18 protein-coding genes and 4 pseudogenes are annotated in these 22,172 nt (G+C 67.9%); 14 read left to right on the top strand and 8 right to left on the bottom strand.

The features are described 5' to 3' along the window. The first annotated feature begins 4 nt into the window (after positions 1-4). Together ABFY07_RS38575 and ABFY07_RS38570 are read left to right on the top strand one after the other, a co-directional pair. Positions 5-787: a WXG100-like domain-containing protein gene (locus tag ABFY07_RS38575; RefSeq protein WP_346178938.1), complete on the top strand. Its 783-nt coding sequence runs from the start codon at positions 5-7 to the stop codon at positions 785-787. A 42-nt stretch (positions 788-829) separates the two neighbouring features. Continuing rightward, positions 830-3,880 (top strand): Tn3 family transposase, encoded by a 3,051-nt coding sequence (locus ABFY07_RS38570; RefSeq protein ID WP_346178937.1) that lies wholly within the window; start codon positions 830-832, stop codon positions 3,878-3,880. On the opposite strand, the gene ABFY07_RS38565 is transcribed toward ABFY07_RS38570, so the two are convergent. Further along, entirely contained in the window at positions 3,798-5,126 is a 1,329-nt protein-coding gene (locus ABFY07_RS38565; protein WP_346178936.1) for an MFS transporter, read from the bottom strand. The two genes, ABFY07_RS38570 and ABFY07_RS38565, sit on opposite strands and share 83 nt — an antisense overlap. A gap of 15 nt (positions 5,127-5,141) precedes the next feature. Then, the gene (locus ABFY07_RS38560; RefSeq protein ID WP_346178935.1) at positions 5,142-5,909 is read right to left on the bottom strand and encodes an SDR family NAD(P)-dependent oxidoreductase; all 768 of its coding nucleotides are present in this window, start codon (positions 5,907-5,909) and stop codon (positions 5,142-5,144) included. 56 nt (positions 5,910-5,965) lie between these two features. On the opposite strand from ABFY07_RS38560, the gene ABFY07_RS38555 reads away from it, so the two are divergent. The 5 genes from ABFY07_RS38555 (at position 5,966) to ABFY07_RS38535 (ending at position 9,876) form a co-directional block, all read left to right on the top strand. Then, the gene (locus ABFY07_RS38555; protein ID WP_346178945.1) at positions 5,966-6,973 is read left to right on the top strand and encodes an ArsR/SmtB family transcription factor; all 1,008 of its coding nucleotides are present in this window, start codon (positions 5,966-5,968) and stop codon (positions 6,971-6,973) included. A 262-nt stretch (positions 6,974-7,235) separates the two neighbouring features. Beyond that, positions 7,236-8,165 carry a recombinase family protein gene (locus ABFY07_RS38550; RefSeq protein ID WP_346178934.1) on the top strand — a complete coding sequence of 310 codons (930 nt, stop codon included), beginning with the start codon at positions 7,236-7,238 and terminating at the stop codon, positions 8,163-8,165. Between the two features lie 108 nt (positions 8,166-8,273). After that, positions 8,274-9,101, top strand: a complete 828-nt coding sequence (locus ABFY07_RS38545) for a restriction endonuclease fold toxin-2 domain-containing protein (protein WP_346178933.1) — start codon at positions 8,274-8,276, stop codon at positions 9,099-9,101. Between the two features lie 13 nt (positions 9,102-9,114). Next, the gene (locus tag ABFY07_RS38540; RefSeq protein ID WP_346178932.1) at positions 9,115-9,558 is read left to right on the top strand and encodes a hypothetical protein; all 444 of its coding nucleotides are present in this window, start codon (positions 9,115-9,117) and stop codon (positions 9,556-9,558) included. A 96-nt stretch (positions 9,559-9,654) separates the two neighbouring features. Continuing rightward, positions 9,655-9,876, top strand: a complete 222-nt coding sequence (locus ABFY07_RS38535; protein WP_346178931.1) for a hypothetical protein — start codon at positions 9,655-9,657, stop codon at positions 9,874-9,876. A 1,561-nt stretch (positions 9,877-11,437) separates the two neighbouring features. Here the strand turns inward: ABFY07_RS38535 and ABFY07_RS38530 are convergent. Beyond that, positions 11,438-12,482: pseudogene (locus ABFY07_RS38530) on the bottom strand (integrase core domain-containing protein). A 162-nt stretch (positions 12,483-12,644) separates the two neighbouring features. Beyond that, positions 12,645-13,256: a TetR/AcrR family transcriptional regulator gene (locus ABFY07_RS38525; protein ID WP_346178930.1), complete on the bottom strand. Its 612-nt coding sequence runs from the start codon at positions 13,254-13,256 to the stop codon at positions 12,645-12,647. Between the two features lie 86 nt (positions 13,257-13,342). On the opposite strand from ABFY07_RS38525, the gene ABFY07_RS38520 reads away from it, so the two are divergent. The 5 genes from ABFY07_RS38520 (at position 13,343) to ABFY07_RS38500 (ending at position 16,620) form a co-directional block, all read left to right on the top strand. After that, entirely contained in the window at positions 13,343-13,768 is a 426-nt protein-coding gene (locus ABFY07_RS38520; RefSeq protein ID WP_346178929.1) for a nuclear transport factor 2 family protein, read from the top strand. Then, the gene (locus ABFY07_RS38515; RefSeq protein WP_346178928.1) at positions 13,765-14,613 is read left to right on the top strand and encodes an NmrA family NAD(P)-binding protein; all 849 of its coding nucleotides are present in this window, start codon (positions 13,765-13,767) and stop codon (positions 14,611-14,613) included. The genes ABFY07_RS38520 and ABFY07_RS38515 overlap by 4 nt, the downstream gene beginning before the upstream one ends. Continuing rightward, entirely contained in the window at positions 14,613-15,308 is a 696-nt protein-coding gene (locus ABFY07_RS38510; RefSeq protein ID WP_346178927.1) for an alpha/beta hydrolase family protein, read from the top strand. Before ABFY07_RS38515 ends, ABFY07_RS38510 begins: the two co-directional genes overlap by 1 nt. A gap of 132 nt (positions 15,309-15,440) precedes the next feature. Beyond that, a complete protein-coding gene (locus tag ABFY07_RS38505) occupies positions 15,441-16,256 on the top strand; it encodes an MFS transporter (RefSeq protein WP_346178926.1) in 816 nt (271 codons plus the stop codon). Positions 16,257-16,320: 64 nt separating this feature from the next. After that, entirely contained in the window at positions 16,321-16,620 is a 300-nt protein-coding gene (locus ABFY07_RS38500) for a hypothetical protein (RefSeq protein WP_346178925.1), read from the top strand. A 568-nt stretch (positions 16,621-17,188) separates the two neighbouring features. On the opposite strand, the gene ABFY07_RS38495 is transcribed toward ABFY07_RS38500, so the two are convergent. After that, positions 17,189-17,773, bottom strand: a complete 585-nt coding sequence (locus ABFY07_RS38495; RefSeq protein ID WP_346178924.1) for an SMI1/KNR4 family protein — start codon at positions 17,771-17,773, stop codon at positions 17,189-17,191. A 115-nt stretch (positions 17,774-17,888) separates the two neighbouring features. Then, positions 17,889-18,535, bottom strand: a pseudogene (locus tag ABFY07_RS38490) (helix-turn-helix domain-containing protein); the annotation flags it as partial. A 2-nt stretch (positions 18,536-18,537) separates the two neighbouring features. Between ABFY07_RS38490 and ABFY07_RS38485 the strand changes: the two are divergent. Further along, a pseudogene (locus ABFY07_RS38485) lies at positions 18,538-19,480 on the top strand (NADP-dependent oxidoreductase); the annotation flags it as partial. 53 nt (positions 19,481-19,533) lie between these two features. Here ABFY07_RS38485 and ABFY07_RS38480 read toward each other — a convergent pair. After that, a pseudogene (locus ABFY07_RS38480) lies at positions 19,534-19,866 on the bottom strand (LLM class flavin-dependent oxidoreductase); the annotation flags it as partial. A 41-nt stretch (positions 19,867-19,907) separates the two neighbouring features. Further along, a complete protein-coding gene (locus ABFY07_RS38475; RefSeq protein ID WP_346178944.1) occupies positions 19,908-20,840 on the bottom strand; it encodes an alpha/beta hydrolase family protein in 933 nt (310 codons plus the stop codon). 130 nt (positions 20,841-20,970) lie between these two features. On the opposite strand from ABFY07_RS38475, the gene ABFY07_RS38470 reads away from it, so the two are divergent. Then, positions 20,971-21,609 (top strand): TetR/AcrR family transcriptional regulator, encoded by a 639-nt coding sequence (locus ABFY07_RS38470; protein ID WP_346178923.1) that lies wholly within the window; start codon positions 20,971-20,973, stop codon positions 21,607-21,609. The last annotated feature ends 563 nt before the right edge of the window (positions 21,610-22,172 follow it).

Raw genomic sequence — 22,172 nt, 5'->3', positions numbered from 1 at the left:
GTCAGTGGCAGATCTGGATGTCAAGTCAGACCAGTTAGTGGGCATTTCTGGCGGGTTTAGCACCCATATGAACTTCCTCGTTGAGGTTGTCAACGCCTTGGTGGTGGCCCTGGAGAGCTCCAAAGGCATGGCTGGCGACGACGCAGGTGGTCGAAACTTCGCAAAGTTGTATAAGGATGCGGCCAGTGAAGCTGTGGCTCAGATGGCTTTCTCCACCTACACCATGGGGAATCTCTCTGCTTCAGTGATGAAGATGGCTTTCGATTTTCTGGCCGCCGACAGCAAGGTGGCCGCCTCTCTGATCGGCAAGTACTCACCCGATGAAGCCATCAGCAGACTCAGGGGGCCTGCCGCCAACAGCCAGTGCAACCCATTGGGTAGCGAGCAGGATCTACCTGAGGCTGTCGCTAAAGAGGATTGGCTTGACGACTTCACCACCCAGGGGCCGCGGGGAAATTCTGGAAAGGTCCGCGATACCGGCAAGGCCTGGCGCAAAGCGGGAGAGCTGCTGGACGAGACTCGCATCAGCGCCCAGACAGGGCAGAGAGTCTTGGTCAAGGACTGGTCAGGCAAAGCTGTCACCGCCTTCGTCGACTACTTCGATCTCTTCATCGGCAGGAGTGGCCGCCCGGCGCAAACCGCGCAAGGCGAGGCGCTTTTGGCAAACTTGGCCACGGCCTGCCATGAGATCGCCGATGCCTGCTATGCCTACGCTGGTCACAGGCCCTCGGGGAGTATCCGAACGGAAATCAGCGGTAGCGGAGCGATCTTGATTCCGGTTCGGTGACGTGCCCGTTTTTCCTGGTCAGCGGGCTCTACGGTCCTCAGCATGCCTGTTGAGTACCTGTCTGCTGAGCAAGAGGCCCGCTACGGCCGGTTCGCCACGGAACCTTCGCCCGGGGAGCTGGAACAGTTCTTCCGCCTGGACAAGAAGGCCCTGAGCCTGGCGCGAGCTAAGCGCCGTCCGGCGACGAGGTTGAGGTGGGCGGTGCAGTGGGGCACAGTGCGAATGCTCGGCACCTTCATGACTGAGGATCCCACGGCGGTCCCGGCCGCCGTGGTGCGGTTCGTTGCCGAGCAGCTCGGCGTCGACGACGAGCACTTCGCCGGGTATGGGGCGCGTTCGCAGACGGCCTACGAGCACGCGTGGGAGATCCGCGACGAGTACGGCTACCGGGACTTCGGTGCGGGTGAGGCGGAGCTGCGGGAGTTTCTGGCAGCACGGGTGTGGTCGTCGCTGGAGGGGCCGCGTGCTCTGTTCGACCGGGCGGTCGTGTGGCTGGTGAACAACAGGGTGCTGCTGCCCGGCGTGACGACGTTGGCCCGGATGGTGGCCGCGATCCGCCAGGAGGAAAACGACCGGCTGCATGCCTCGCTGTACGAGGCGGTGCCGTACGACTTGCGCACTGAGATGATCCGGTTGCTTGAAGTGCCTGAGAAGAAGCGGGTGTCGGAGCTGGAGCGGCTGCGGCTGGGCCCGATGCGGGTGTCGGGCAAGGCCATGGAGCTGGCTCTGGACCGTGCCCGCGAGGTTCGCGGTCTGGGTGCTGGAGCCGTCGACGTCGGGCGGGTCCCGGCTGCCCGGATGACCGGGCTGGCCCGGTACGGGCTGACCTCGAAGGCGCCGACGCTGAAGCGGCTGGAGGTTACGAGGCAGACCGCAACCCTCCTGGCGGCGGTGCGGCACCTGGAGACCGCGACGGTGGACGACGCGCTCGATCTGCTGCATGCGCTGATGGCCACCAAGCTGCTGGCGAAGGCCGAACGGATGGGCAACGTCGCCAAGCTCAAGGCCCTGCCACAGCTGAGGAAGGCGGCGAAGAAGGTCGCAGCGGCAGTCGACGTGCTGATGACGACGCCTCCGGCGACCGAGTCAGGCGAGATGGTCTCCGTGGTGGACGCGTGGTCGGCAATCGAGCAGGTCGTTCCGCGCGAGCAGCTGGCGGAGGCGCTTGCCACGATCGCTGCGGTGGTCCCGGACACGGACGGGGACGACGACGCGGAGTGGCGGGCTGAACTGGTCGCCCGCTACGGCACGGTCCGCGGCTTCATCCGCCTTCTGGTCGAGGTCATTGACTTCGGCGCGGTCGAGGCCGGCGCCCCGGTGGTGAAGGCGCTCAAGCAGCTGCCTGACTTGATCGGCCGTAAAAAGGTCGGTGTGGAAGAGGTCTCCATGGAGCTGGTGACCGGCTCGTGGCGGCGGTTGGTGTTCGCCAACCCCAACGTGCCGCACGGCCTGGTGGACAAGGCGGCGTACTCGTTCTGCGTCTTGGAGCACCTCCATCGCTCGCTGCGGCGGCGGGACGTGTTCGCAAGGGACGGCGACCGCTGGGGCGACCCCCGGGCGAAGCTGCTGGCCGGGGAGAAGTGGACGGCCGCCGAGGCGAAAGTGCTTACCGCGCTCGGCCTGGAGAGCGAGCCGGCCGGGCACCTCGCCGAACTCGTCTCCGCCCTGCACGCCGCGTACGTCCAGGTCGCCGCCGGGCTGCCGGGCAACAGCGCGTTGGAGGTCGTGGGCGGGAAGCTGAAGCTGGCCAAGCTCGGCAAGGCGGAGGAGCCCAGGCTCATGCCGCCGTTCCGTCAGCTGGTCAACGGCATGCTGCCGAAGGTGGACTTCCCGGAGTTGCTGCTGGAGGTCGCCGAGCTGACTGGCATGCCGGAGGCGTTCACGCACATCTCCGGTTCCGACTCCGGCATGGAGGGCTTCACTACCAGCCTGTGCGCGGTACTGCTGTCCGAGGCGTGCAACGTCGGGATGACACCGGTCATTAAGCCGGACGTCCCGGCGCTCACCCGGGGGCGCCTGGTCCAGGTCGACCAGGGCTACTTCCGTGCCGAGAACATCTCGGCGGCGAACGGCCTGTTCATCGAGGCGCAAGCGAAGATTGACGTCGTACGGGCGTGGGGTGGCGGCCTTGTCGCCTCCGCCGACGGAGTCCGGTTCACGGTCCCCGTGCAGACTCTGTACGCGGGTTCGAATCCCCGGTACTTCGGCCTGCGGCACAAGGGCGCCACCTGGCTGAACGTCGTCAACGACCAAGTGATGGGGCTCGGCGGGGTGGTCGTGCCGGGCACGCTGCGCGACTCGCTGTTCATCCTGGACGCCATCCACGCCCGCGACGGCGGCCCGAAGCCGGAGACAGTCATCACCGACACCGCGTCGTACTCCGACATCGTCTTCGGCCTGTTCGCCATCTGCGGTTACCAGTTCTCCCCCAGGATCGCCGACATTTCCGATGCCAGGCTGTGGCGGACGAACACCGCAGCCGACTACGGCCCGCTCCAGCCCGTCTCGAACCACACTATCCGTTTGGACCGCATCCGCGCCCACTGGGGCGACATGCTTCGCGTGGCCGGCTCCCTGACCCTGGGCGAGGTCCGTGGCCACGACCTGATCCGCATGCTCTCCCGCGACGGCAAGCCGACCGGGCTGGGCGACGCGTTCGCCCATTACGGTCGGATCTTCAAAACCCTGCACCTGCTCCAGTTCGTCTCCGACGAGGGATACCGGCGGATGATCGGCGCCCAGCTCAACGTCACCGAGGCCCGCCACCGCCTCGCCCGGAAAATCTTCTTCGGCCAGCGCGGCGAACTGCGCCAGCACTACCGCGAGGGCATGGAGGACCAGCTCGGCGCCCTCGGCCTGGCACTCAACGCTGTAGTGCTGTTCAACAGCCTTTACATCGACGCCGCCGTCAAGCAGCTCGCCGCCGACGGCTTCCCCGTCACCGACGAGCTGCTCGCCCGGCTCTCCCCTCTTCAGTACGACCACATAAACTTCCTCGGCCGCTATGCCTTCACCCGGCCCGCGGCGCCTGGCCTGCGCCCGTTGCGTGACCCCCACGCCCACGACGAGTCAGACGACGGCGAGGCCGAGTAACGGAGGCGTCGCACGATGCCTGATCACTTCCACCAGCACCAGGGTGGTGGCCGAGGCCATCCGCGCTCGCCGCACGGTTCCTGGCCGGGCTTTCCTCGAATGTGTACAGCGCCAGTAGGTGGCGGGCGAGGGCGAGTGCGGCAAGCAGCGCGACGAGCACGCACACGCCCCACCAGCCAGCCTGGCTCCAGACGCGTATCCCGAGCCAGGAACCTGCGCTGCCGCCCAGGTAGGCGCAGGTCATGTAGGCGGTGTTGAGCCGGCTGCGGGCGTCGACGCGCAGGGCGTAGACGCGGACTTGATTGGCGACCATGCCGGACTGCATCGCGGTGTCGAGGAGCAGCGTGCCGAGTGTCAGGAAGATCAGACCCAGCGTGCCGCCCTGGGCACCAAAGGTGAGGATCGCGGCCGAGACGAGGACACCAAGCATGCAGACCAGGTTCACTGGATCGGGGCCGTAGCGGTCCACCAGGCGGCCGGCGAGCGGGGTGCAGACCATGGTCGCCGCGCCGACCAAGGCGATCATTCCTACCGCCTGGGCACCCAGCCCGTAGGCCGGACCGGCGAGCAGGAGCGCCAGGCAGGTCCAGACTGCGGAGAACCCGGCGAAGACGGTTGCCTGGTAGAAGCACGAGCGGCGCAGGTCTGGCTCGATGCGCAGCAGGCGCAGCGGCTCGGCCAGGAGCGCTGTGTACGGCTGGCGGGAGGACGGGGTTGTGGTCGGCACCGCGAACGCCAAGACGGTGGCGAGTATCAGGGCCAGGACCGCGGCGATCAGGTAGGGGGCCCGCCAGCCCAGCCACTCACCGAGCGTGCCGCTGAAGGTCCGGGCCAGCAGCATGCCGCCGGTCGATCCGCTCAGCAGGGTGCCGATCACCGCTCCTTGGCGGTCGGCGGCCACGAGACCAGCCGCCAGGGGGCCGACGATCTGCGCGCCCACGGTGGTCAGGCCGACAAGGGTGCTGGCGGCAATGAGGGCCGGCAGAGCCGGTGCGCAGCCCGCTGCGAGTAGTGCCAGGCCGGTCAGGGCGAGGAGGACGACGAGGAACGAGCGGTGCGGGAGCCGGTCGCCAAGCGGCACCAGCAAGACCATCCCGGCCGTGTAGCCGGTCTGTGTGGCGGTCACCACGGCAGCGGCCGAATCGGGCGACACGTGCAGCCCGACGGCGATCAGTGGACCGATGGCCTGCGGAAAGTAGAGGTTGCCCACCGCCACGGCGCATGTGACAGCCAGGATCAAGACCATCCGGCGGCTCATCCTTCAGTCCACCGGCCCGCCCGCTACGTAAATGACCTGGCCGGAGACGAACCCCGCCCCGGGGCTTACGAGGAAGGAGGCGGTATGTGCGATGTCGTCAGGAAGGCCCACCCGGCCGACCGGGATGGACTGCTCCGCCCTGTGCCGGAACTCCTCGAAGCTCAGGCCGAGCCGCCGAGCCGAGGCCCTGGTCATGTCGCTCACGACGAATCCCGGCGCGATGGCGTTCGCGGTCACGCCATGCGGGCCGAGTTGGAGAGCGAGGGATTTGGTGAATCCGATCAAACCCGCCTTCGCGCTGGCGTAGTCGACGCGGCCAGCGTCACCGACAGCGGAGATGCTCGACATGTTGACGATGCGTCCCCATCCGGCCGTCACCATGTGCGGGCAGACGGCCCGGGCGGCGAAGAACGGGCCGCTGAGGTTGATCCCCAAGACCGTGTCCCACTGCTGCGTGGTCATGTCCACAAGGTCGGCCCGGGGTCCGATGCCAGCGTTGTTGACCAGCACCGTCGGCGGCCCGAACGCGGCGGCGATCCGGGCGACGGCCGCAGTGACCGCGGCCTCGTCGGCGACATCAGCGGCGACGGCCAGCGCTGCCCCGCCGACACTTGTGATGGCCTCCACGGTTTCGGCGCAGTCCGCCTCGTCCAGATCGATCACGCCAACCGCCAAGCCGTCGCCCGCCAGGCGCCTGGCAACAGCGGCGCCGATACCGCGGGCAGCACCGGTGACAACCGCCGTCCGCTGCACATGAGTTGTGGGTGTCATGGGAGGAAGTCCACGGCATCGACGTTGCGTCGCCAATCGATGTAGCGTATGGCTTAATGATCAGCTTTGTGCTCGGCGTCGAGGACCTCGCGGACACCCGCTTCGCCCTCTCACCCCTGCACGAAACCCTATTCAGCCTGCGGGTGTTACAGGATCCGGGCCTGTCCGCGCTGCACCTGCCGTGGCGCAGGTCCGTACTCGGCAGACTCGACACGCTCGACACCGGTCTACTGATGTCCCTGGTCGCCCAGCGGCGCACCCTCCCCGACTTCCTGACCCCGAATCCCGCGAGCTTCGCACCGGCCTTCGAAGAAGAACTCTCCGTCGTCCGCCAGTCGTCCTGCGCTCGGGTCCGTCACGACCTGCTGCTTGCGCACGCGCCCGACCCTGTTCCCGAAGCGCTCCGCGACGCCACCGCCGCCGAAGACGCACCTGTCGCCAGACTCCGCGACGCCATCTGCGATCTCCTGCGGCAGTACTGGGCGGTGGCCATCGAGCCGGTGTGGCCGCAGATGCGGCTGGTGCTGGAAGCCGACATGACCTACCGCGCCCGCCAGCTTGCCCTGGGGGGCGCGCGACTGCTGTTCGCCGACATGCACCCGAACCTGCGCTGGCAAGGCGGAGAGCTGTACATCCACAAGATGATCAGCAGGCACCGGGTGGCGGCATCTGGCCGGGGGCTGCTGCTCCTGCCGTCCGTGTTCGCACACAAGCCCGCGCCCCCCGTGAGCCCGGACGAGCCGCCGAGCCTCGTCTATCCCAGCCGGGGAGTAGCCACTCTGTGGGGCTCGGGGATGCCGACCGTCGTCTCAACCGCCCTGGTGTCTCTGCTCGGTTCACCCCGAGCAAGACTGCTCAGCCTCCTGGAAGAGCCGCTGCCCACCGTAGAACTCGCCCGCCGTCTCAGGGTCACCCCAAGCGCTGTCTCCCAACATCTGCGTGTCCTGCACTCCACAGGACTGGTCACACGGACACGTGACGGACGGCATGTGTTGTACCGGAGAAGCGCACTCGGCGACCGGCTCACGGCCACCGCTACCAGACCGCGAACTCACGACAGCTGAGGATCAGCAGTCCGCCTCCGCCCAACCCCGCCCGGCCGGGCGACTGCCCACTCCACCAAGCCGCTGACTGGTACCCCACCCGTCCACTGACCGGCTCGCCCTGTCGGCAAACGAACGAATGACGACAGGAGTGACAGGCGTCCAATGAACCTGGACTTTTCGGGTCCTGCCGGAGGCTCAGATCCAATCAGATCCGATTGCAGCTGATGACAGGGTTTGCTGACAGCTAGGGCCGAATGCGACCACGAGAACGGGGACCGGCATGGCCAACCTGGTCTACAAGCGGGTGTCGACCGACCAGCAGTCGACGGCCCGGCAGAACCTCGTCCTTCACGAGGCCGGGATCGACGACCCGGTCGTCTTCGAGGAGGACGCCGGCACTTCCAGCCGCCTCCACCCGCTTCAGCGGCCGAAGTTCAGCGAGCTGCTCACGTACGCGCGGCCCGGCGACACCGTGCACATCTCCGAGATGTTCCGCCTCGTACGCGGCACCCAGCACATCCTCGACGTGCTTGACGTCCTCCACCGCGACCGTCTCGCCCTGCGCATCCACGACGGCGCGTTCTCCGCCATGGACCTCACGGCCCGCCACCTGCGCACCGGAGAACTGCTGTCCACCGTGAAGTTCATGGTGCAGACCCTCGCCGCAGCCGGAGAACTCCAGCGCGACCTCCAACAGGAGCTGACCTACGACGGCCTGCGGGCCGCCGAGGCCAAAGGCAACAAGGGCGGGCGCCGTCCGGCCATCCCCTCCGACAAGACCGACGCCGTGCGTACCGCGTACCTGGAGGGCCGGTCCATCGCCGCCCTGGCCCGCGAACACGGCGTCAGCCGCGGCGCCATCCGGACGGCCGTCGCCGACCTGATGCCCGAGCACACCACCGCCGGCCACGAGGACGCCCCGGCACCGGAGCTGCCGGTCACCCTCGACATGCCCGGCAAGGTCGCCGACTTCCTCCGCACCACCGAGCTGGAGCCCGCCGAGCGGGCCGCGCTCGACCACGGGGTGACCGTACGGCGCGGCCGGGGCTACACCCTGCGTATCAGCGCCGTCCCTGCGGTACACCGCGGGCTCCTCGCTCGATGCCAGCCCCTCGATGGCGCCCACGGCCTGCCGGTCGTCCCGGCCCAGCGCAAGGCCCGCCGTGAGTACGAGAACCGCGTCAGCGCCCTCGGCACAGCCGGACCTTGATCCGGGTCAGCCACTACCGCTAATTACCGTTCGGATACTCCCCGAGGGCCTCACATCGACGACGCCAAAGCTGACTGGGAGGCAGGCGGCATGTCATGGGGTGACGGGTTGTTCGACAACGATAACGACCACGGTCTCAATGACGCCGTCTGCGCTGCTACGAAAATCAACGGTCTCGGGCGCATACCAGGCATTCTTGACGGCTCGGGGCGCAAAGTGAAGCTGCCTGAGCCCTCGGGCCCCTGGGACCCGGACCTCCCGTCGGTATTCCCGACGACTCCTCTACCCGTGCGCATTCCCCTGGTCCCGGCGGTAGCCAAGGCCCCTGGGAAAAACAGCATCTTGTACGCGATCTACGAGGGGCGTACGCCTCCGAAGCCAGGTCCGCCCCGCCCTGGCGTCAATCCGAAGGGACCGTTGCCGCCCGAGGGCACGAACCGGCTCAGCCCCAAAGAGCAGGCCGACTTCCGGAAGTGGATGTCCGGTCTGCACCGGCATGACTTCGCTAATAACAGGACCGAAAAAGATCCGGCAAACCGGTACCAGGCCGACACCGCGGGCTACCCTGAGTATGATCTGCCCCTGCCTCCCGTGGATGGTGAGAAGAGCATCCAGCAGGCCGACGGCCTGCGGGCGGCGGATGGATATGCCATTGATGCCAAATGCGTCAAGGATCCGGATTCCTGCAAGACCGCGCGCACCCTGGAGAAGCTTCAGCTTCCCGACGATGCCAAGAACCCCTGGGAGACTGGACCGCACAAGGCCGATCAGAAGGAGGTCCAGGACTATGGTCGTGCAATCAAGGCTGACGGCAGCAAGGTCAGAGGGCTTGAGATCATCACAAACGGTCCGGAGACCATGGCTTATTGGCAATATCTGATGGCGAAGGAAGGCGTACCGGGCAGCGTCCGCTATCACCCGGCCCATAACAACTGAGAAGGAGCGTTCAGTGACTCCCGATGAAGCCGCCAACGTCATCACGAACTACTACTTCGCCCCGATGAGGGGCGAACGGTGGAACATCACACCAGAGCAGTTCGCACAGGCAGCCCAGAGCCACTGGCCTGACTGCAGCACGCGCCTGATCGAAGACAATTCCGGAACCGCGCAGCGGACTCGGTTTGCCATGACATTCGAAGACGGCACCGAGCGCTCCGGAGAGTACAGTCTCCGGAGCAGACTGATCCTTAGCGGGTACGCAGCGTTGGACGCGGCCGAATTCGTCTCCTGGTTCCTCACCATGCTTGACCCCGAAGTAAGTATCTTGTTCAACAACCAGGAAGCGATCGAACGCGGCGACTACGATGACCACGTACTGCCGCGCGCTATGGGACTACGCCCGATGGCCGAAGCCTTGGCCACGCATCTGGCTGCAGCGATCGGAGATGAGTAAGAGTTTTGCGCCGCCGACCTCCATCGCCCGGCCATCCCCGCTCTGAGCCCTGCCCTGGTCGAAGGCGACTCCCTGGCGTACCTGGTTCTCCAACCGGTGGACGTTCAGGGCAGCAAGCGATATCGGCTGGGCGCCGCCGGGTACGGGCGGACCGGCCAGGAACTGGCCGAGCGACTGGGTGTGCAGCTGCGCGCCTGGGACGACGACCGAACCCTGCCACCGTCGATCACCGCCTACCCGGCGGGGACTCCCGACGAGAAGATAGCCAGCGGACACGTCATCGCCAAGCCATCAGGCCGCTTGGTGATCACGTACTGATCGTCCCCCTTGCCCTGGCACGGCAGTTGGCACAACGGATGCGTCCGCTGCCACGTCATGGCTGCGAACTTCACGCTCACCTGGTCGCTGCCTACGACGCTGACTTCAGGCAGCGCAGGGCGGGGTGAAAGTCACCACCCGCAAGGGCGAGCCGTGGATCACCGTCCCAAAGCTGGAGCCGCTCGCCGAGCCCACCGGCCTGGCGGCCCTCAAGGAGGAGGTCGCACGCCGCTGGGGCGTCCTGCCGGTGGAGTCCTCTGGCTCGCGCGGTCGGACGGGAGGGTCCTTTGGGTAAGACCGTCGACCACATTGGGGATGGGGTTGGGATGAGTGGCGTGACGGGACGTCGTCAGATGCAGACCGTGATGCGGGCGGTGGGCCGGCGTACCGCGTTGCGGTACTTATCTGTCGGCATCGGAGCCTCGGTTCTTGCCGCATGCAGCAACGGCTCTGGTGCCGGAGGGAGTACCGGTCTTGTCGGGCAGGCAGTCAGCGCCTTCGTGAAGGGCAAGTGGCGGGTCGAACTCTCCTCCGATAGGTATGGGAATCAAGGAGGGGTTGCTCTGGTCGAGATCACCGCGAGAAGCTGGACCGTCGAGCCGCAAGCGGAACACAGCTGGGAGCAGGATGACGTCTGGTCCTGGAGAGGCCAGTGGGCCATCCAGGGTAGTGAGTTGACTCTCAAGGGCCCCTGGCGCGCCGGTGAGTCGGGCCCCATGAGGCGATGGGTTGCACTGGACGTTCCTGGCAGGATCGTCGAAGCGAAGTCGATTCGGCTTCCCTGGAAGATTTTTAGTGGCGGTTCCCCCGACACTGACGAGCTGAGAGTCAAGTACGCAGAGAGTACGTTGCACATCGTCCATATCGATGGTGATGGGACCCGTACAGCGTTGACCTGTACGCGGGCGTAGGCCCCGGTCCGACCCCTCGGAACCTACCGACTGGTTACTTGCTCCCCGGTGTCTGAGCTAGGACTACGGGGCCAAGTAGCCGACCTCAACTCGGCCTCGGAAGAGTGAACCGTTGGGGGGTGATGTTTCACCCGCCGATCCCTTCCGCATACGTTCTCTTGTTGGACCCGACGAAGAGATAGGCAAGCCGTTGCCCGTGCTGAAAATGTCCGTTGCCTCCGCGCTGTCGGCCGCTGTCCTAGCATCGGGACTGGCACTCGGTACAGCAAGCCCGGCTAGCGCCGCCACCTGCCCCTCCGAGGCGTCCCCCGTTGCCCACGGCGGCAAGGCCCACTGGAAGATCGCCTGCACGAGTAGGGGGGTGAAGGTCTACGGCTGGGTCCAGGACACGGCCACGGACGGACGATGCGCGACCGTAACCGCCACATCCGACGGCGGTCCCGGGTGGATCGACATGGTAGAGGCGTGCGGCTCCGGTATCCGCACCAACTTCGACTGGTCCATCCCAGGTACCAAGGCGGCCAAGGTCTGGCTGCGCATTATCGACACGGACTGACTCCCTGCGATCTTGTGAAGCCTCGGGCTGCGCGTAGCGCGCGAGCGGCGCCTGCTTGACGATGTTCCCCCGCTGCTGCGTGTCAATATGCCGATCAGGCTGCTGAGCTGGGTATTTCTTGTGGATGGAGGGGTCGTTGGGGTGGCATGGTGTGGTACTCGTTGAGCAGGCCGCCGAGTAGCTGTCGCCGTCGGACTGCACAGCGGGCAGGGGGACGACGCTCGGGTGGTCGCCTGGGGCTCGTAGGTCGAGGCTGCGGTGGGCCCGTCCGGTGTTGTAGTGCTCGGCGTACGTGGTGAGGACGGTACGGAGGTGTAGTTCGCCGGTGATGAGGAGCCGGTCAGTGCACTCTGCGCGGGCCGTGCGTATCCATCGTTCGGCGAACGCGTTCGACCGCGGGCTTTGCGGCGGAGTCGGAATGACGGCTATGCCGTTGCCGGCGAAGACGGCGTCGAACGCTGCAGTGAACTTGCTGTCACGGTCCCGGATGAGGAACCGGAAGCACCCAGCTCTGTGCTCGAGGTCCATGAGCAGGTTACGGGCGAGCTGAGTGACCCATGCGCCCGTAGGGCGGGCGGTGACACCCAGGACATGAACGCGCCGAGTCTTGATCTCCATGACGAGGAGAACGTAGAGACGCTTGAGGAAGACGGTCTCCATGTGCATGAAGTCGCAGGCGAGCAGCGTGTGGGACTGCACAGGACGCGCCGGATCGTGGCGGCGGCGCCCCGATGACCGAGCCGAAGCAGCTCACCCTGGATCCTGACGTACCCCCAGGTCGGACTCTCCCTCGCCAGGCGCTGGATGAGTGCGACTGTCTCTTCCGGCAACGGTGGCCGACCGGATCCGACCGCCGTCTGGCGCCACTTCCAGCGCACCAGACGGCGGTGCCAGGCCAGCAGCGTGCCGGGGGTGACCAGCCGATGGCGACGTAAGACGGGTGGCAGGTGCCGCGCGAGACCGGAGAGCACGGCACGATCAGCCCATGAGAGCCGCGGCCGCTCCACCTGCCGGCGCAGCACAGCGACCTCATGACGAAGAGCAAGGATCTCGGCGTTGTTCGCCGCGGTCGATCGGCCCAACAAAAGGAAGCAGCCCAGCAGTCGGCAGAAGATCAGGTAGAGCAGTCGCAGACCCACGATCAGAGATCATGCCCATACATGGGTGATCACAAAGCCCCAGGTCAACCACCGTACAGCAATAAAGACACCCTTCAGGCCCAGCGGCCTTTTGTTGATCTCGCTCGGGCAAGGGGTCGTTTGCGAGAGGCCCCACTGATCAAGGACTCGCCCGATCCTCGATCACTCCTCGGCGGTCAACCCTTGCAGTGGGCCGGAGGCCAGGACTCTGGTGACGAAATTCGCCAACTGTGCCCGTATTCTTTCCCGCGGAATACGTGCTTCTCCGGCCAGGTACTCGACGAGGTCGGCTCGTGTGGCGGCGAGCAGGGCATGGGCGGTGAAGTCGCTGTCGGTCAGGCCGGGGATCTGCTCCAGTACGGCTCGGAGCAGGCTGTGCCACCGCTCGTAGTGCTCCGCCCGGTACGGGCTGCTGCTCCCGCCTTCCTCCAGGGCCAGCGCGAGGCGCCGGTTGTCGAGTTTGAAGCACAGGACCGCATCTAGCAGGGCGGGTACGCGATCGTGCGGTGGGGCCGCGGGTCCCAGGGGTGGTGGGCCGGTCTCGACGGCCTGCCTGATCGGTTCGAGCCGTGCCTCATACAGCGCGTGGAGCAGCCCGGCGCGATCGCCGAAGGCCCGGAAGAGTGTGCCCTTGCCGACGCCGGCCGCAGCCGCGACGTCGGCCATGGTGACGTCTTCGGGACTCTCGCGGCGGGTGAAGAGGGCGTCGGCGGCCGCGAGAACGGCCTCCCGGTTACGGATGGCGTCCTTACGAGACGACTGGCGTTCGGGCATGCCGCTCCTTCCCTTTGCAAAACGGACCCGTGGTCCATATCGTTGAAGCGGACCCAGGGTCCGGATTCTATGACTGGAGGATACCTATGTCCGCACCGACCTCTCCGGCGGATCTGTACCGCTACAGCCTGCGACTGCTGCTCGACAAGGACATTCCCGCGTGGGTCGCCTTGTGGGCCGAGGACGGCCTCATGGAGTTCCCCTTCGCCCCCGACGGCTGGCCCCGGCGTCTGGAGGGCAAGGCGGCCATCGCCGCCTACATGCGCCACTACCCCGACCACATCGACCTGCACGACTTCCCCGACCTGCGGATCCACCAGACCACCGATCCGGCGACGATCGTGGTGGAGATGCGCGGTGTCGGCCGCCTGGTGGAGAGCGACGCTCCCTTCGATATGACCTACATCGCCGTCGTGACCGTCCGGGACGGGCACATGTCCTCCTACCGCGACTACTGGAACCCCCTCGCCGTCCAGGAGTCCGGCGCCGACTTCGCCGGGAGCAGCCGATGACCACCGCCGGCACCACTCTGGTCATCGGCGCCACCGGCACCACCGGCAACCGCACCGCCGCACATCTGACGGCCGCGGGGCACCGCGTCAAAGCCGCCAGCCGCCGGGCCACCCCGGTCGCCGGCACCGTGCCGGTCCCCTTCGACTGGTACGACCCCGCCACCCACGCGGGCGCCCTCGACGGCGTCGACCGCGTCTACCTCATACCGCCCCTGGGCGACTCCGACCCCGCGGCAATCATGCTGCCGTTCCTCCATCAGGCCCGCATGGCCGGCGTGCACCGCGCGGTGCTGCTGAGTTCATCGGCCATCCCCGAGGGCGGCCCGGCGGTGGGAACGGTGCACAGGGCCCTGCCCGACCTGTTCGAACAGTGGGCGGTACTGCGGCCCTCGTGGTTCATGCAGAACTTCACCGGCACGCACGCGCACGCCCGCAGCATCCGCGACGAGGGCATCATCCGGACCGCCACCGGAAGCGGCCGGGTCGGCTTCGTCGACGCCGAGGACATCGCGGCCGTCGCCGTCCGCGCTCTGACCGACGAACAAGCCCCCAACACCGATCTCGTCCTCACCGGACCCGAGGCACTCAGTCACGACGACATCGCCGCGATTATCACTGAGGTCACCGGTCGGCCCGTGGCCCACCGCCGTCTGTCCTACGAGCAGATACGCGATCGCCTCACGACACAGGTGCCGGTGGAGTTCGCCGCAATGCTGGCTGGCATGGACCGTGCCATCGCCGAAGGGGCAGAGGACCGCATCACCGACACCGTCCAGCGCCTCACCGGTCGGCCCCCGCACACCTTCCGGGCCCTCGTTGAGAGGGAGATGCGATACAGCAGCTGATGTTCCAGGATGATCAGCAGTTCTGGTTCGAGACCCTGCGTAATCTCGGCCTGGCCGTCTACGGAGGCTCGGACGTCGGTGAAGTCGTCGCAACCGCCTCCCAGGTCACCTCCGGCGACTACGACGGCTGGCACGACGCCTGGCTGTCCACCGCCAAGCGTCTGGAGGCCGACGCCCATGCAAGCCACCCCGTCAGCGCGCGGGACGGGCTGCTGCGGGCCTCCACCTACTACCGGGCGGCCGAGTTCTTCCTGCATGGTGACCCTCGCGACCCGCGCATCGACCACGCCTACCAGCGCGGTGTCGCCTGCTTCCGTGATGCCATCGCCCACCTCCCGGGTATCACACCCGTGGAGATCCCATATGAGGACGCCAAATTGCACGGCTACTTCTACCGGGCGGCAGGCGAGGGGCCGAAACCGACGCTGGTGATGCACAACGGATTCAACTGCGCTGCCGAAGAGCTGCACTTCTTCGGCGCCGTCAGCGGACAGGAACGCGGCTACCACGTCCTGACCTTCGACGGCCCCGGGCAGCCCGCGGCCATCCACCGGGACGGGCTGGTCTTTCGACCGGACTGTGAGAACGTGGTCGGCCCCGTCCTGGACTTCCTCGCCCAGCACGCGCGAACCTGCCCAGCTTCCTCCAGGCCAAGGAGCGCCTGGTCAAGGCCCCCTACCCGGCTTGGTCGATGATCGGGGTGGACGGTCTGGCGAGCCCGGAACTGCTCGTCGAGATCCGCGCGACCGCCGCCTACCCCGACGGCCCGGCCCGATAGACCGATCAGACCCCGAAATGGGCCCGGCATCGCGAAGAAGTGGAGTTCCATGAAGACCGCGACTCGGCGAAGTCCCGAACTCTCCCCGCTCACGCGGCGTTCCGGCCTCGCCGATCTCGCGCTGCCGGCGTCCATGGTCGTGTCGTTCCTGGCCGCGTCGACCGCGCCGACCCCGCTCTATGCCACCTACGCGGCCGAATGGCACTTCTCGCCGCTCACCACCACGCTGATCTTCGGCGTCTACGCCGTCGTGATCCTGACCGCGCTGCTGGTGCTCGGCCGGGCCTCCGACCACCTCGGTCGCCGGCCGGTGCTGCTGGCCGCGCTGCTGGCGCAGATCATCGCCATGGTCCTGTTCAGCACCGCCGGCGGCGTCGGCGCGCTGGTGGCCGGGCGGGTGGTGCAGGGCATCGCGACCGGCGGCGCGCTGGGCACGCTCGGCGCGGCGATGCTGGACGTCCATCGCGAGCACGGGACACGGGTCAATGCCGCAGCACCCGGACTGGGCTCGGGCATTGGCGCCCTGCTGTCGGGGGTGGTGGTCCAGTACCTGCCTGCACCCACCCGGCTCGTCTACCTCGTGTTCGTCGGGGTCTTCCTCCTCCAGGCGCTAGGGGTGGCGCGGCTGCTGCCGGAAGCAGCCGGACGCCGGCCAGGCCTGCGCATGGCACTGGTGCCGCGGCTGTCGGTACCGCGGCGGCTGCGCGGCCCGCTGCTGACGGTGGCGCCGGTTCTGTTCGCGGTGTGGTCGCTCGGCGGCTTCTACGGCTCGCTCGCACCCGCGCTGACCAGCCGGCTGTCGGGTTCGACCTCGCCGGTGCTCGGCGGCCTGGGGCTGTTCGTCCTCACCGTGGTCTCGGCCTGACCACCGTCGCCCTCGGCCGCACCGCGCCCCGGACGGTAATGTACCTCGGCGTCGCCCTGCTCATATGAGCTCACTGGCAACCATGCCGGCCACCGAGACCTCCTCGCTCGCGGGCTTCTTCGCGGCAACCTTCGTGGCCGGGATCGGCTTCGGCGCCGGCATGCAAGGCGGGATGCGCACCGTACTGCCCCTGGTCGCCGAGCATGAGCGTCCGCGGGTGCTGTCGGTGCTCTACCTGATCTGCTACGTGGCCATGGGGCTGCCCGCGGTCGCCGCCGGGTCCTGGTCGTGCACGGCGGCGGCCTGGCGGCCGCCACCCGGGACTACGCCCTGTTCGTGGTGGCCTTCGCACTCGCAACGCTGATCGCGCTCATGCGCATCGGCCGCGCGGCACGCCCGGAGTGCGGGAGTTCTCCGCCGTGCGAGGGCGACGCCTGATTTCGCCGCTTGGCCTGCTCCTTCTCCAGATCCGGGTCATCCAGGAGGAGATACCGCTCCAGCTCCGCACGAGACGGCACTCCGTTGAACGCCGCGTACCGGGCTGCCTGTTGACCGGACAAGAACTCGACCGGCACCAGGGCCTCCGAACACGACAGCGTCGACCCGTGAAGGCTCCGCAGTACGATCATCCCAGGTCAAAGGGCCAATTTGAGAGGTGGTACTGCCCGGTGGGTCGTGACCTGCGGATCGTGATCGCCGAGGACGACCCGCTGCTGTGCGAGGGCCTGCCCTGCTACGGGCCGAGTCGATCAAGGTGGTGGCCACGGACGGCCTCGGTTGGCAGTGGCCTCGGGCGTGGGTCTTCGTGGGTGGGTCGTCCGCGAAGACATCGACCCGTCTCCCGGGACGGCCTGACGTCCGGTCCCTTTCACCGATAGCCGGCCCCCGCCCGCCCGCGGAGGCGATCCCGCCTCATACCGTCCGTCGTTTCCTCAGAGGACCTCCCAGTGCAGTTCGGCCCGCTCGACGACAGGGAGGCAACCGTCCAGGACGTCCCCGGTCTCCAGGGCGGTGGCAGTCGCTTCCAGCAGAGCCGGGAGCGAAGCCCACATCGGCTGCGACTCGAACGAGCACCCCAACTCGTGATCGGCCTTGCCGATCCTTCCCACCCAGCGGTGCTGCCGCTGGTCGATGACAAGGTGGTTGGCGGCGCCGTCGGCGGCAAAGGGAAACCACATGGAGTGCCACCACAGACCGTCGTCGCCGTTCGCCTCCCCTTCCTCCTCGTCCCCGAACACTTTGGCGTTGATCTGTGTGCAGGTATCCCACGTCTCGACGATGCCCCGGGTGTCCAGAAGCGACCAGAACGGCGGCAGCAGGTGCTGGTGACCCGTGCCGTCATGCCGCAGCAGGCACTCGGTCAGCGACTCGGGGAAAGGCCGTCCGACGGCCTGCTCAGCCGCGACGATCGCCGAGCGGTCCGCAGGTGGTGCGAGAGCGGCGAAGGTCCTCGGGGCGAGCTGGGCGAGCCATCTCTCGATACGGACCCAGGAAGCAGTTGTCGTCGAATCAGCCACACACCAATCCTGCCAGCCCGACTCCACCAGTCCGAAGCTGAGTTGCGTGGAACGCGCAGCGGGGCTCTGACCCCGGTCCCGGGACACGAGTCACGCGGCTTCGACCGGCTCCGGCTCACGTCCAACGGCCCCGAGCACGATGATCGTCATGCGTGGTCATATGGGTCGTGAACGCCCGTGTGGGAGGCACGGAAGGTGCGCCGGTGCGCCGGTGCGCGGAGGGGGCGACCCCCGCCTCCGCCGCCAGGTGTCGCCGCAGCGAGGTGGCGGTGGCGAAGCCGACCTCGTGGGCGACCCGTTCCACCGGCAGGTCGCTGGACTCCAGCAGGTGCCGCGCCCGCCGCAGCCGCTGCTGGGTCAGCCAGCGGCCGGGGCTCAGACCGGTCTCCTCCCTGAAGCGCCGTGCGAAGGTACGGGTACTCATCGCCGCGTGCGCGGCCAACCCGTCCAGCTACAGCGGCAGTTCCAGCCGCTGCAGCGCCCAGTCGCGGGTCGGTCCGGTGCCGGTTCCGCTCGCCGGCGGCAGCGGCCGCTCGATGTACTGGGTCTGCCCCCGCCTGCCGTCCCGGGGGTGACGGTCAGATCCGAGTCGGTACGCACCGGCTGCCCGTCCACGCTCGCGGACAGCACCTCGTAGCGGCCGTCGGCGGAACCCAGCACCCGGTGCGGGATGCCGAGTTCGAAAGGATAGACGCCGTCGAGTGCGAGGACGACGACCTTGTGGGCGCCGCGCCGCGGGTCCGGGTCTGGTTCGGGCGCACGCCATGGACTCCCCGAACCCTGCCGTCCCGGACGGTGCTCCCGTGATGCTCGCCCTGCACCAGACGGCCCTCGGCGGCCCCGAGGTTCTACGGCTGACCGAGCTTCCGCGGCCCACGCCCGGCATCGGGGAGAACCTCGTCGCCGTGCACGCGGCCGGACCAACCCCACGGACTTCATGCACCGCGCCCACAGTGGCTTCCTGCCGCCCCCACCGCTGACCCTCGGCTGGGAACGTCTCCGGCACCGTGGTGGAGATCGGCCACGGCGTCACCCTCTTCAAGCCCGGTGACGAGGTGTTCGGCATGCTCCCCTACCCGTACGGGGCCGGCTCCCACGCCGAGTACGTCACCAGCCCCACCCGCGCGTTCGCCGCCAAGCCCGCCGGGAACGACCACGTCCAGGCGGCCGCTCTGCCGCTGACCGCGCTCACCGCCTGGCAGGCCCTCGTCGACACCGGGGGCCTCCGGGCCGGGCAGCGGGTGCTGATCCATGCCGCGGTCGGCGGTGTCGGTCATCTCGCCGTACAGATCACCAAGGAGCGCGGCGCGCACGTCACCGGGACGGCGAGCGCCCTCAAGCACGACTTCCTGCGCGAGCTCGGCGCGGACGTCTGCGTCGACTACCGCTCCGCGGACTTCACCGACACCGACACCGACGCGTTACGACGTTGTCCTCGACGCCCTCGGCGGAGAGAACGCCATTCGTTCCGTGAGCGTGCTCCGCCCCGGCGGTGTCCTCATCACCCTGCTGCCGAGCGCCGAGGACACCCGGGCCGCGGCGGAGAAGGCACAGGTCTGCGCCGCGCACCTGGCCGTCGAGCACGACCAGGCCGGGATGCGCGCCGTCGCCGAACTCGTCGACCGGGGCAGGCTCCGCGCCCACGTCTCCGGCACCTTCCCCCTCGCCGAAGGCGCCCGGGCCCACGCCCTCGCGGAGACTGTTCGGCAGGGCGCCCAGTTCACTCCGGCGCGCGATGATCCACTGCCGCTCCAGCGTCCACGCCGGGCCAGTGGCACGTCGGTGCGAGAGCCCGCGCCGATACCGAACTCGAGCCGACCACCGGAGACGGCATCGACAGTGGCGGAGATCTTGGCCAGCATGGCCGGTGGGCGGAACCTGTTGCTGGTGACCATCACCCCGAGCCGCAACCGCTCGGTTCGGGCCGCGAGAGCGGACAGAAGCGTCCAGCCCTCGAAGGTGGGCCCGTTCGGGTCGCCACCGAGCGGCATGAGGTGGTCGAACAGCCAGGCGTGCTCGATCTGAGGGATGCCGTCCGCCTCGTGCCAGACCCGCAGGACGTCGTCGTAGGCGACCTGCGCCGGGGCGGTCATGATTCCGAAACTGGATTTACCGGCCGGTGCCAGGTGGTTGGTCACTTCGAGTCGATGCTTCCCAGCGGGTCGGCGGCCGCAGCCAGAGTCCGACGGGCGGTGGGCCACGCGTCGTTGTCCGGGCCCAGTGCGGTACGCAGATACGCCAGGGTGGCGTGGTGGACGAGCGCGACACGCTCGGGGCTTTCGTCGGTGGTGCGCGTGTCGTTGGCTCCCTGAATGCCGCCGAGTCCGTGTTCCGCGCCGAACAGGGTCAGCAGATCGGTGGCGCCCGGGCTGAGGCGGTAGCCGTCGGTGAACCAGTCCGGACCGCGCACCGTGAGCGGAGACTGGTCCGCGTCGCCGGCGACCATAAGACTGGGTGTCTTCAGCTCGGCGAAATCAGGGTTCATGAACGGGAAGTACTGGGTGGCGAGCGGGCTCAGGTCGGCGCCGCCGGTACCGGGCAGGCACAGCAGCACGGCCGCGCTGACTCGCGGGTCGGCCAAGCTCTCACCAGGAGTGCCGTCGGCGCCGACGACCCGTGCGCCCGCCAGGGTGCTGGCAGTCTGCGCACCCCAGGAATGTCCGGCTACCGCAATGCGGTCGTGGTCGATGCGGCCGGCCAGCCCGGGCACGGCGGCTTCAAGCATGTCGAGCTGGTCCAGGACGTGAGTGAGGTCGTCGGTGCGGATGCGCCAGATGAGCGGGGTGCGCGGGTCGTCGGGGGCGAGGCCGAGGGAGTCGAGATGTGTGGGCTGGATGACGACGAAGCCGCGGGCGGCCCAGAAGCCGACCAGAGGTGCGTAATCGTCCATGGTCAGGGTCATGCCGTGCGAGAAGACGACGACGGGCAGGTTGTGGCCGGTCGTGGGCGCCGTGACCCGTACCTGCACGTCCTGGCCGCGGTCCGGGGCGGGCAGCGCGATCGGGCTGACGGAGATGACTGAGGCGGTGAAGGCGTTGTCGCCATCGACTGACGTGGTGCCGCTCATGTGGTGAATACCTTTCTCAATATGCCCAGTGGGCTCGTGCAGCGCGACGTCGGGCATCATAGAAATACGGAGCAGCGCTCCGGATCAGAATACGGAGCAGCGCTCCGTTTTGCAATGGGAGGTGTTCACGATGTCCACAGCCGACACTCCGCCGGCAGCTGCAGCTCGCAAGCGAGCCGACGTCCACCGAAACGAGCAGAAGCTCCTGGCCGCAGCTGCGGCCGTGTTCGTCCGTATGGGGGTCCACGCTCCCGTACGGGAGATCGCAGCAGAATCAGGCCTCGGCATGGGCACCATCTACCGCCACTTCCCCACCCGGGCGGACTTGGTGGTCGCGGTCTTCCGCCACCAGGTTGACGCACTCGCCGCAGCCGCCCACCCGGCGCAGACTGCCGATGCCCCTTACGAAGTCCTGCGGCAGTGGGTCCACCGATTCGCCGACTTCCTCGTCACCAAACACGGCCTCGCCGAGGCGCTGCACTCGGACCAAGCCGGATTCGAGACCCTGCACAACGAGTTCGTCGAACGCCTGCTGCCCGTGCTCGACCAACTGCTGAAAGCGTCCGCCTCCGCTGGCTACACACGCGCCGACGTACGGGCCTACGACTTCATGCTGGCCATCGGCAACCTGTGCATCGGAATCGAAACCTTCCCCGACTACCAGGCCCGCCACATGATCGACCTGATGCTCGCCGGCCTTACCCAGCCCGCCCCGGCACCGACAGACAATGAGGTCAGCAACTCGGCCGTGAACGACCGAGCGTGTTGACCCGGCTTGCACTCGCCTCGGGGGATACCGTCGAGGACACCCAGAAGCGGCAGACCGGCTGCGTGATGGGCTTCGTCGGCCCCGTACGTGCAGCTCCGCTCCATCGGCGGCGGCAAGGAGTAGAACGCGGGACCGGACACCTTCCGGCCCATCACAGTGACCGAAGCGCTCAGCGCGGGTGTGGCCCTGGCCAACGCCCGGTTCCGAGGGGAGTGCCCGTGACGGCCGCCGAGCAGGCGACGGACCTGTCTGTCGAGTGCACGCTGGCACGCAGCCTGGCTACGAGGGCGTGCACGCCCAGTGCCGCCAGACCAAGGACGTGCCCCTGCCGTACGGTCGCGGAATCCCGCTCGCTCGCCGCTGCCCCTGACACCGTCAGGCCAACGAGCCCTCGTGAAGACCATCGCCCGGCATCGCCCTGTACGTGGCGGTCGTGACCGGCCCCGTCCTCGCCCTGGCGCTGGCGCGGACCCCGCACTGACGCACCCCCATGGCGGCCGCTCCGGGTCAGGGCCGTACCCAAGACAGGCGTCGGGGGTGGGTGAATCAGCCGCAGCCGACAG

The sequence above is a fragment of the Streptomyces sparsogenes subsp. cuspidosporus genome (assembly GCF_039532705.1).
Classification (GTDB): Bacteria; Actinomycetota; Actinomycetes; order Streptomycetales; family Streptomycetaceae; genus Streptomyces; species Streptomyces sparsogenes.
The sequence above is the reverse complement of the archived record's forward strand: the minus strand, read 5'-3'. Positions and strand labels throughout refer to the sequence as shown.

What these genes read in the sequence shown, in the direction of transcription:
- ABFY07_RS38570 (WP_346178937.1), top strand. Translation starts at nt 830, where the DNA reads ATGCCTGTTGAGTACCTGTCTGCTGAGCAAGAGGCCCGCTACGGCCGG.
- ABFY07_RS38565 (WP_346178936.1), bottom strand. Translation starts at nt 5,126, where the DNA reads ATGGTCTTGATCCTGGCTGTCACATGCGCCGTGGCGGTGGGCAACCTC.
- ABFY07_RS38560 (WP_346178935.1), bottom strand. Translation starts at nt 5,909, where the DNA reads ATGACACCCACAACTCATGTGCAGCGGACGGCGGTTGTCACCGGTGCT.
- ABFY07_RS38555 (WP_346178945.1), top strand. Translation starts at nt 5,966, where the DNA reads ATGATCAGCTTTGTGCTCGGCGTCGAGGACCTCGCGGACACCCGCTTC.
- ABFY07_RS38550 (WP_346178934.1), top strand. Translation starts at nt 7,236, where the DNA reads ATGGCCAACCTGGTCTACAAGCGGGTGTCGACCGACCAGCAGTCGACG.
- ABFY07_RS38525 (WP_346178930.1), bottom strand. Translation starts at nt 13,256, where the DNA reads ATGCCCGAACGCCAGTCGTCTCGTAAGGACGCCATCCGTAACCGGGAG.
- ABFY07_RS38520 (WP_346178929.1), top strand. Translation starts at nt 13,343, where the DNA reads ATGTCCGCACCGACCTCTCCGGCGGATCTGTACCGCTACAGCCTGCGA.
- ABFY07_RS38515 (WP_346178928.1), top strand. Translation starts at nt 13,765, where the DNA reads ATGACCACCGCCGGCACCACTCTGGTCATCGGCGCCACCGGCACCACC.
- ABFY07_RS38510 (WP_346178927.1), top strand. Translation starts at nt 14,613, where the DNA reads ATGTTCCAGGATGATCAGCAGTTCTGGTTCGAGACCCTGCGTAATCTC.
- ABFY07_RS38505 (WP_346178926.1), top strand. Translation starts at nt 15,441, where the DNA reads ATGAAGACCGCGACTCGGCGAAGTCCCGAACTCTCCCCGCTCACGCGG.
- ABFY07_RS38500 (WP_346178925.1), top strand. Translation starts at nt 16,321, where the DNA reads ATGAGCTCACTGGCAACCATGCCGGCCACCGAGACCTCCTCGCTCGCG.
- ABFY07_RS38475 (WP_346178944.1), bottom strand. Translation starts at nt 20,840, where the DNA reads ATGAGCGGCACCACGTCAGTCGATGGCGACAACGCCTTCACCGCCTCA.
- ABFY07_RS38470 (WP_346178923.1), top strand. Translation starts at nt 20,971, where the DNA reads ATGTCCACAGCCGACACTCCGCCGGCAGCTGCAGCTCGCAAGCGAGCC.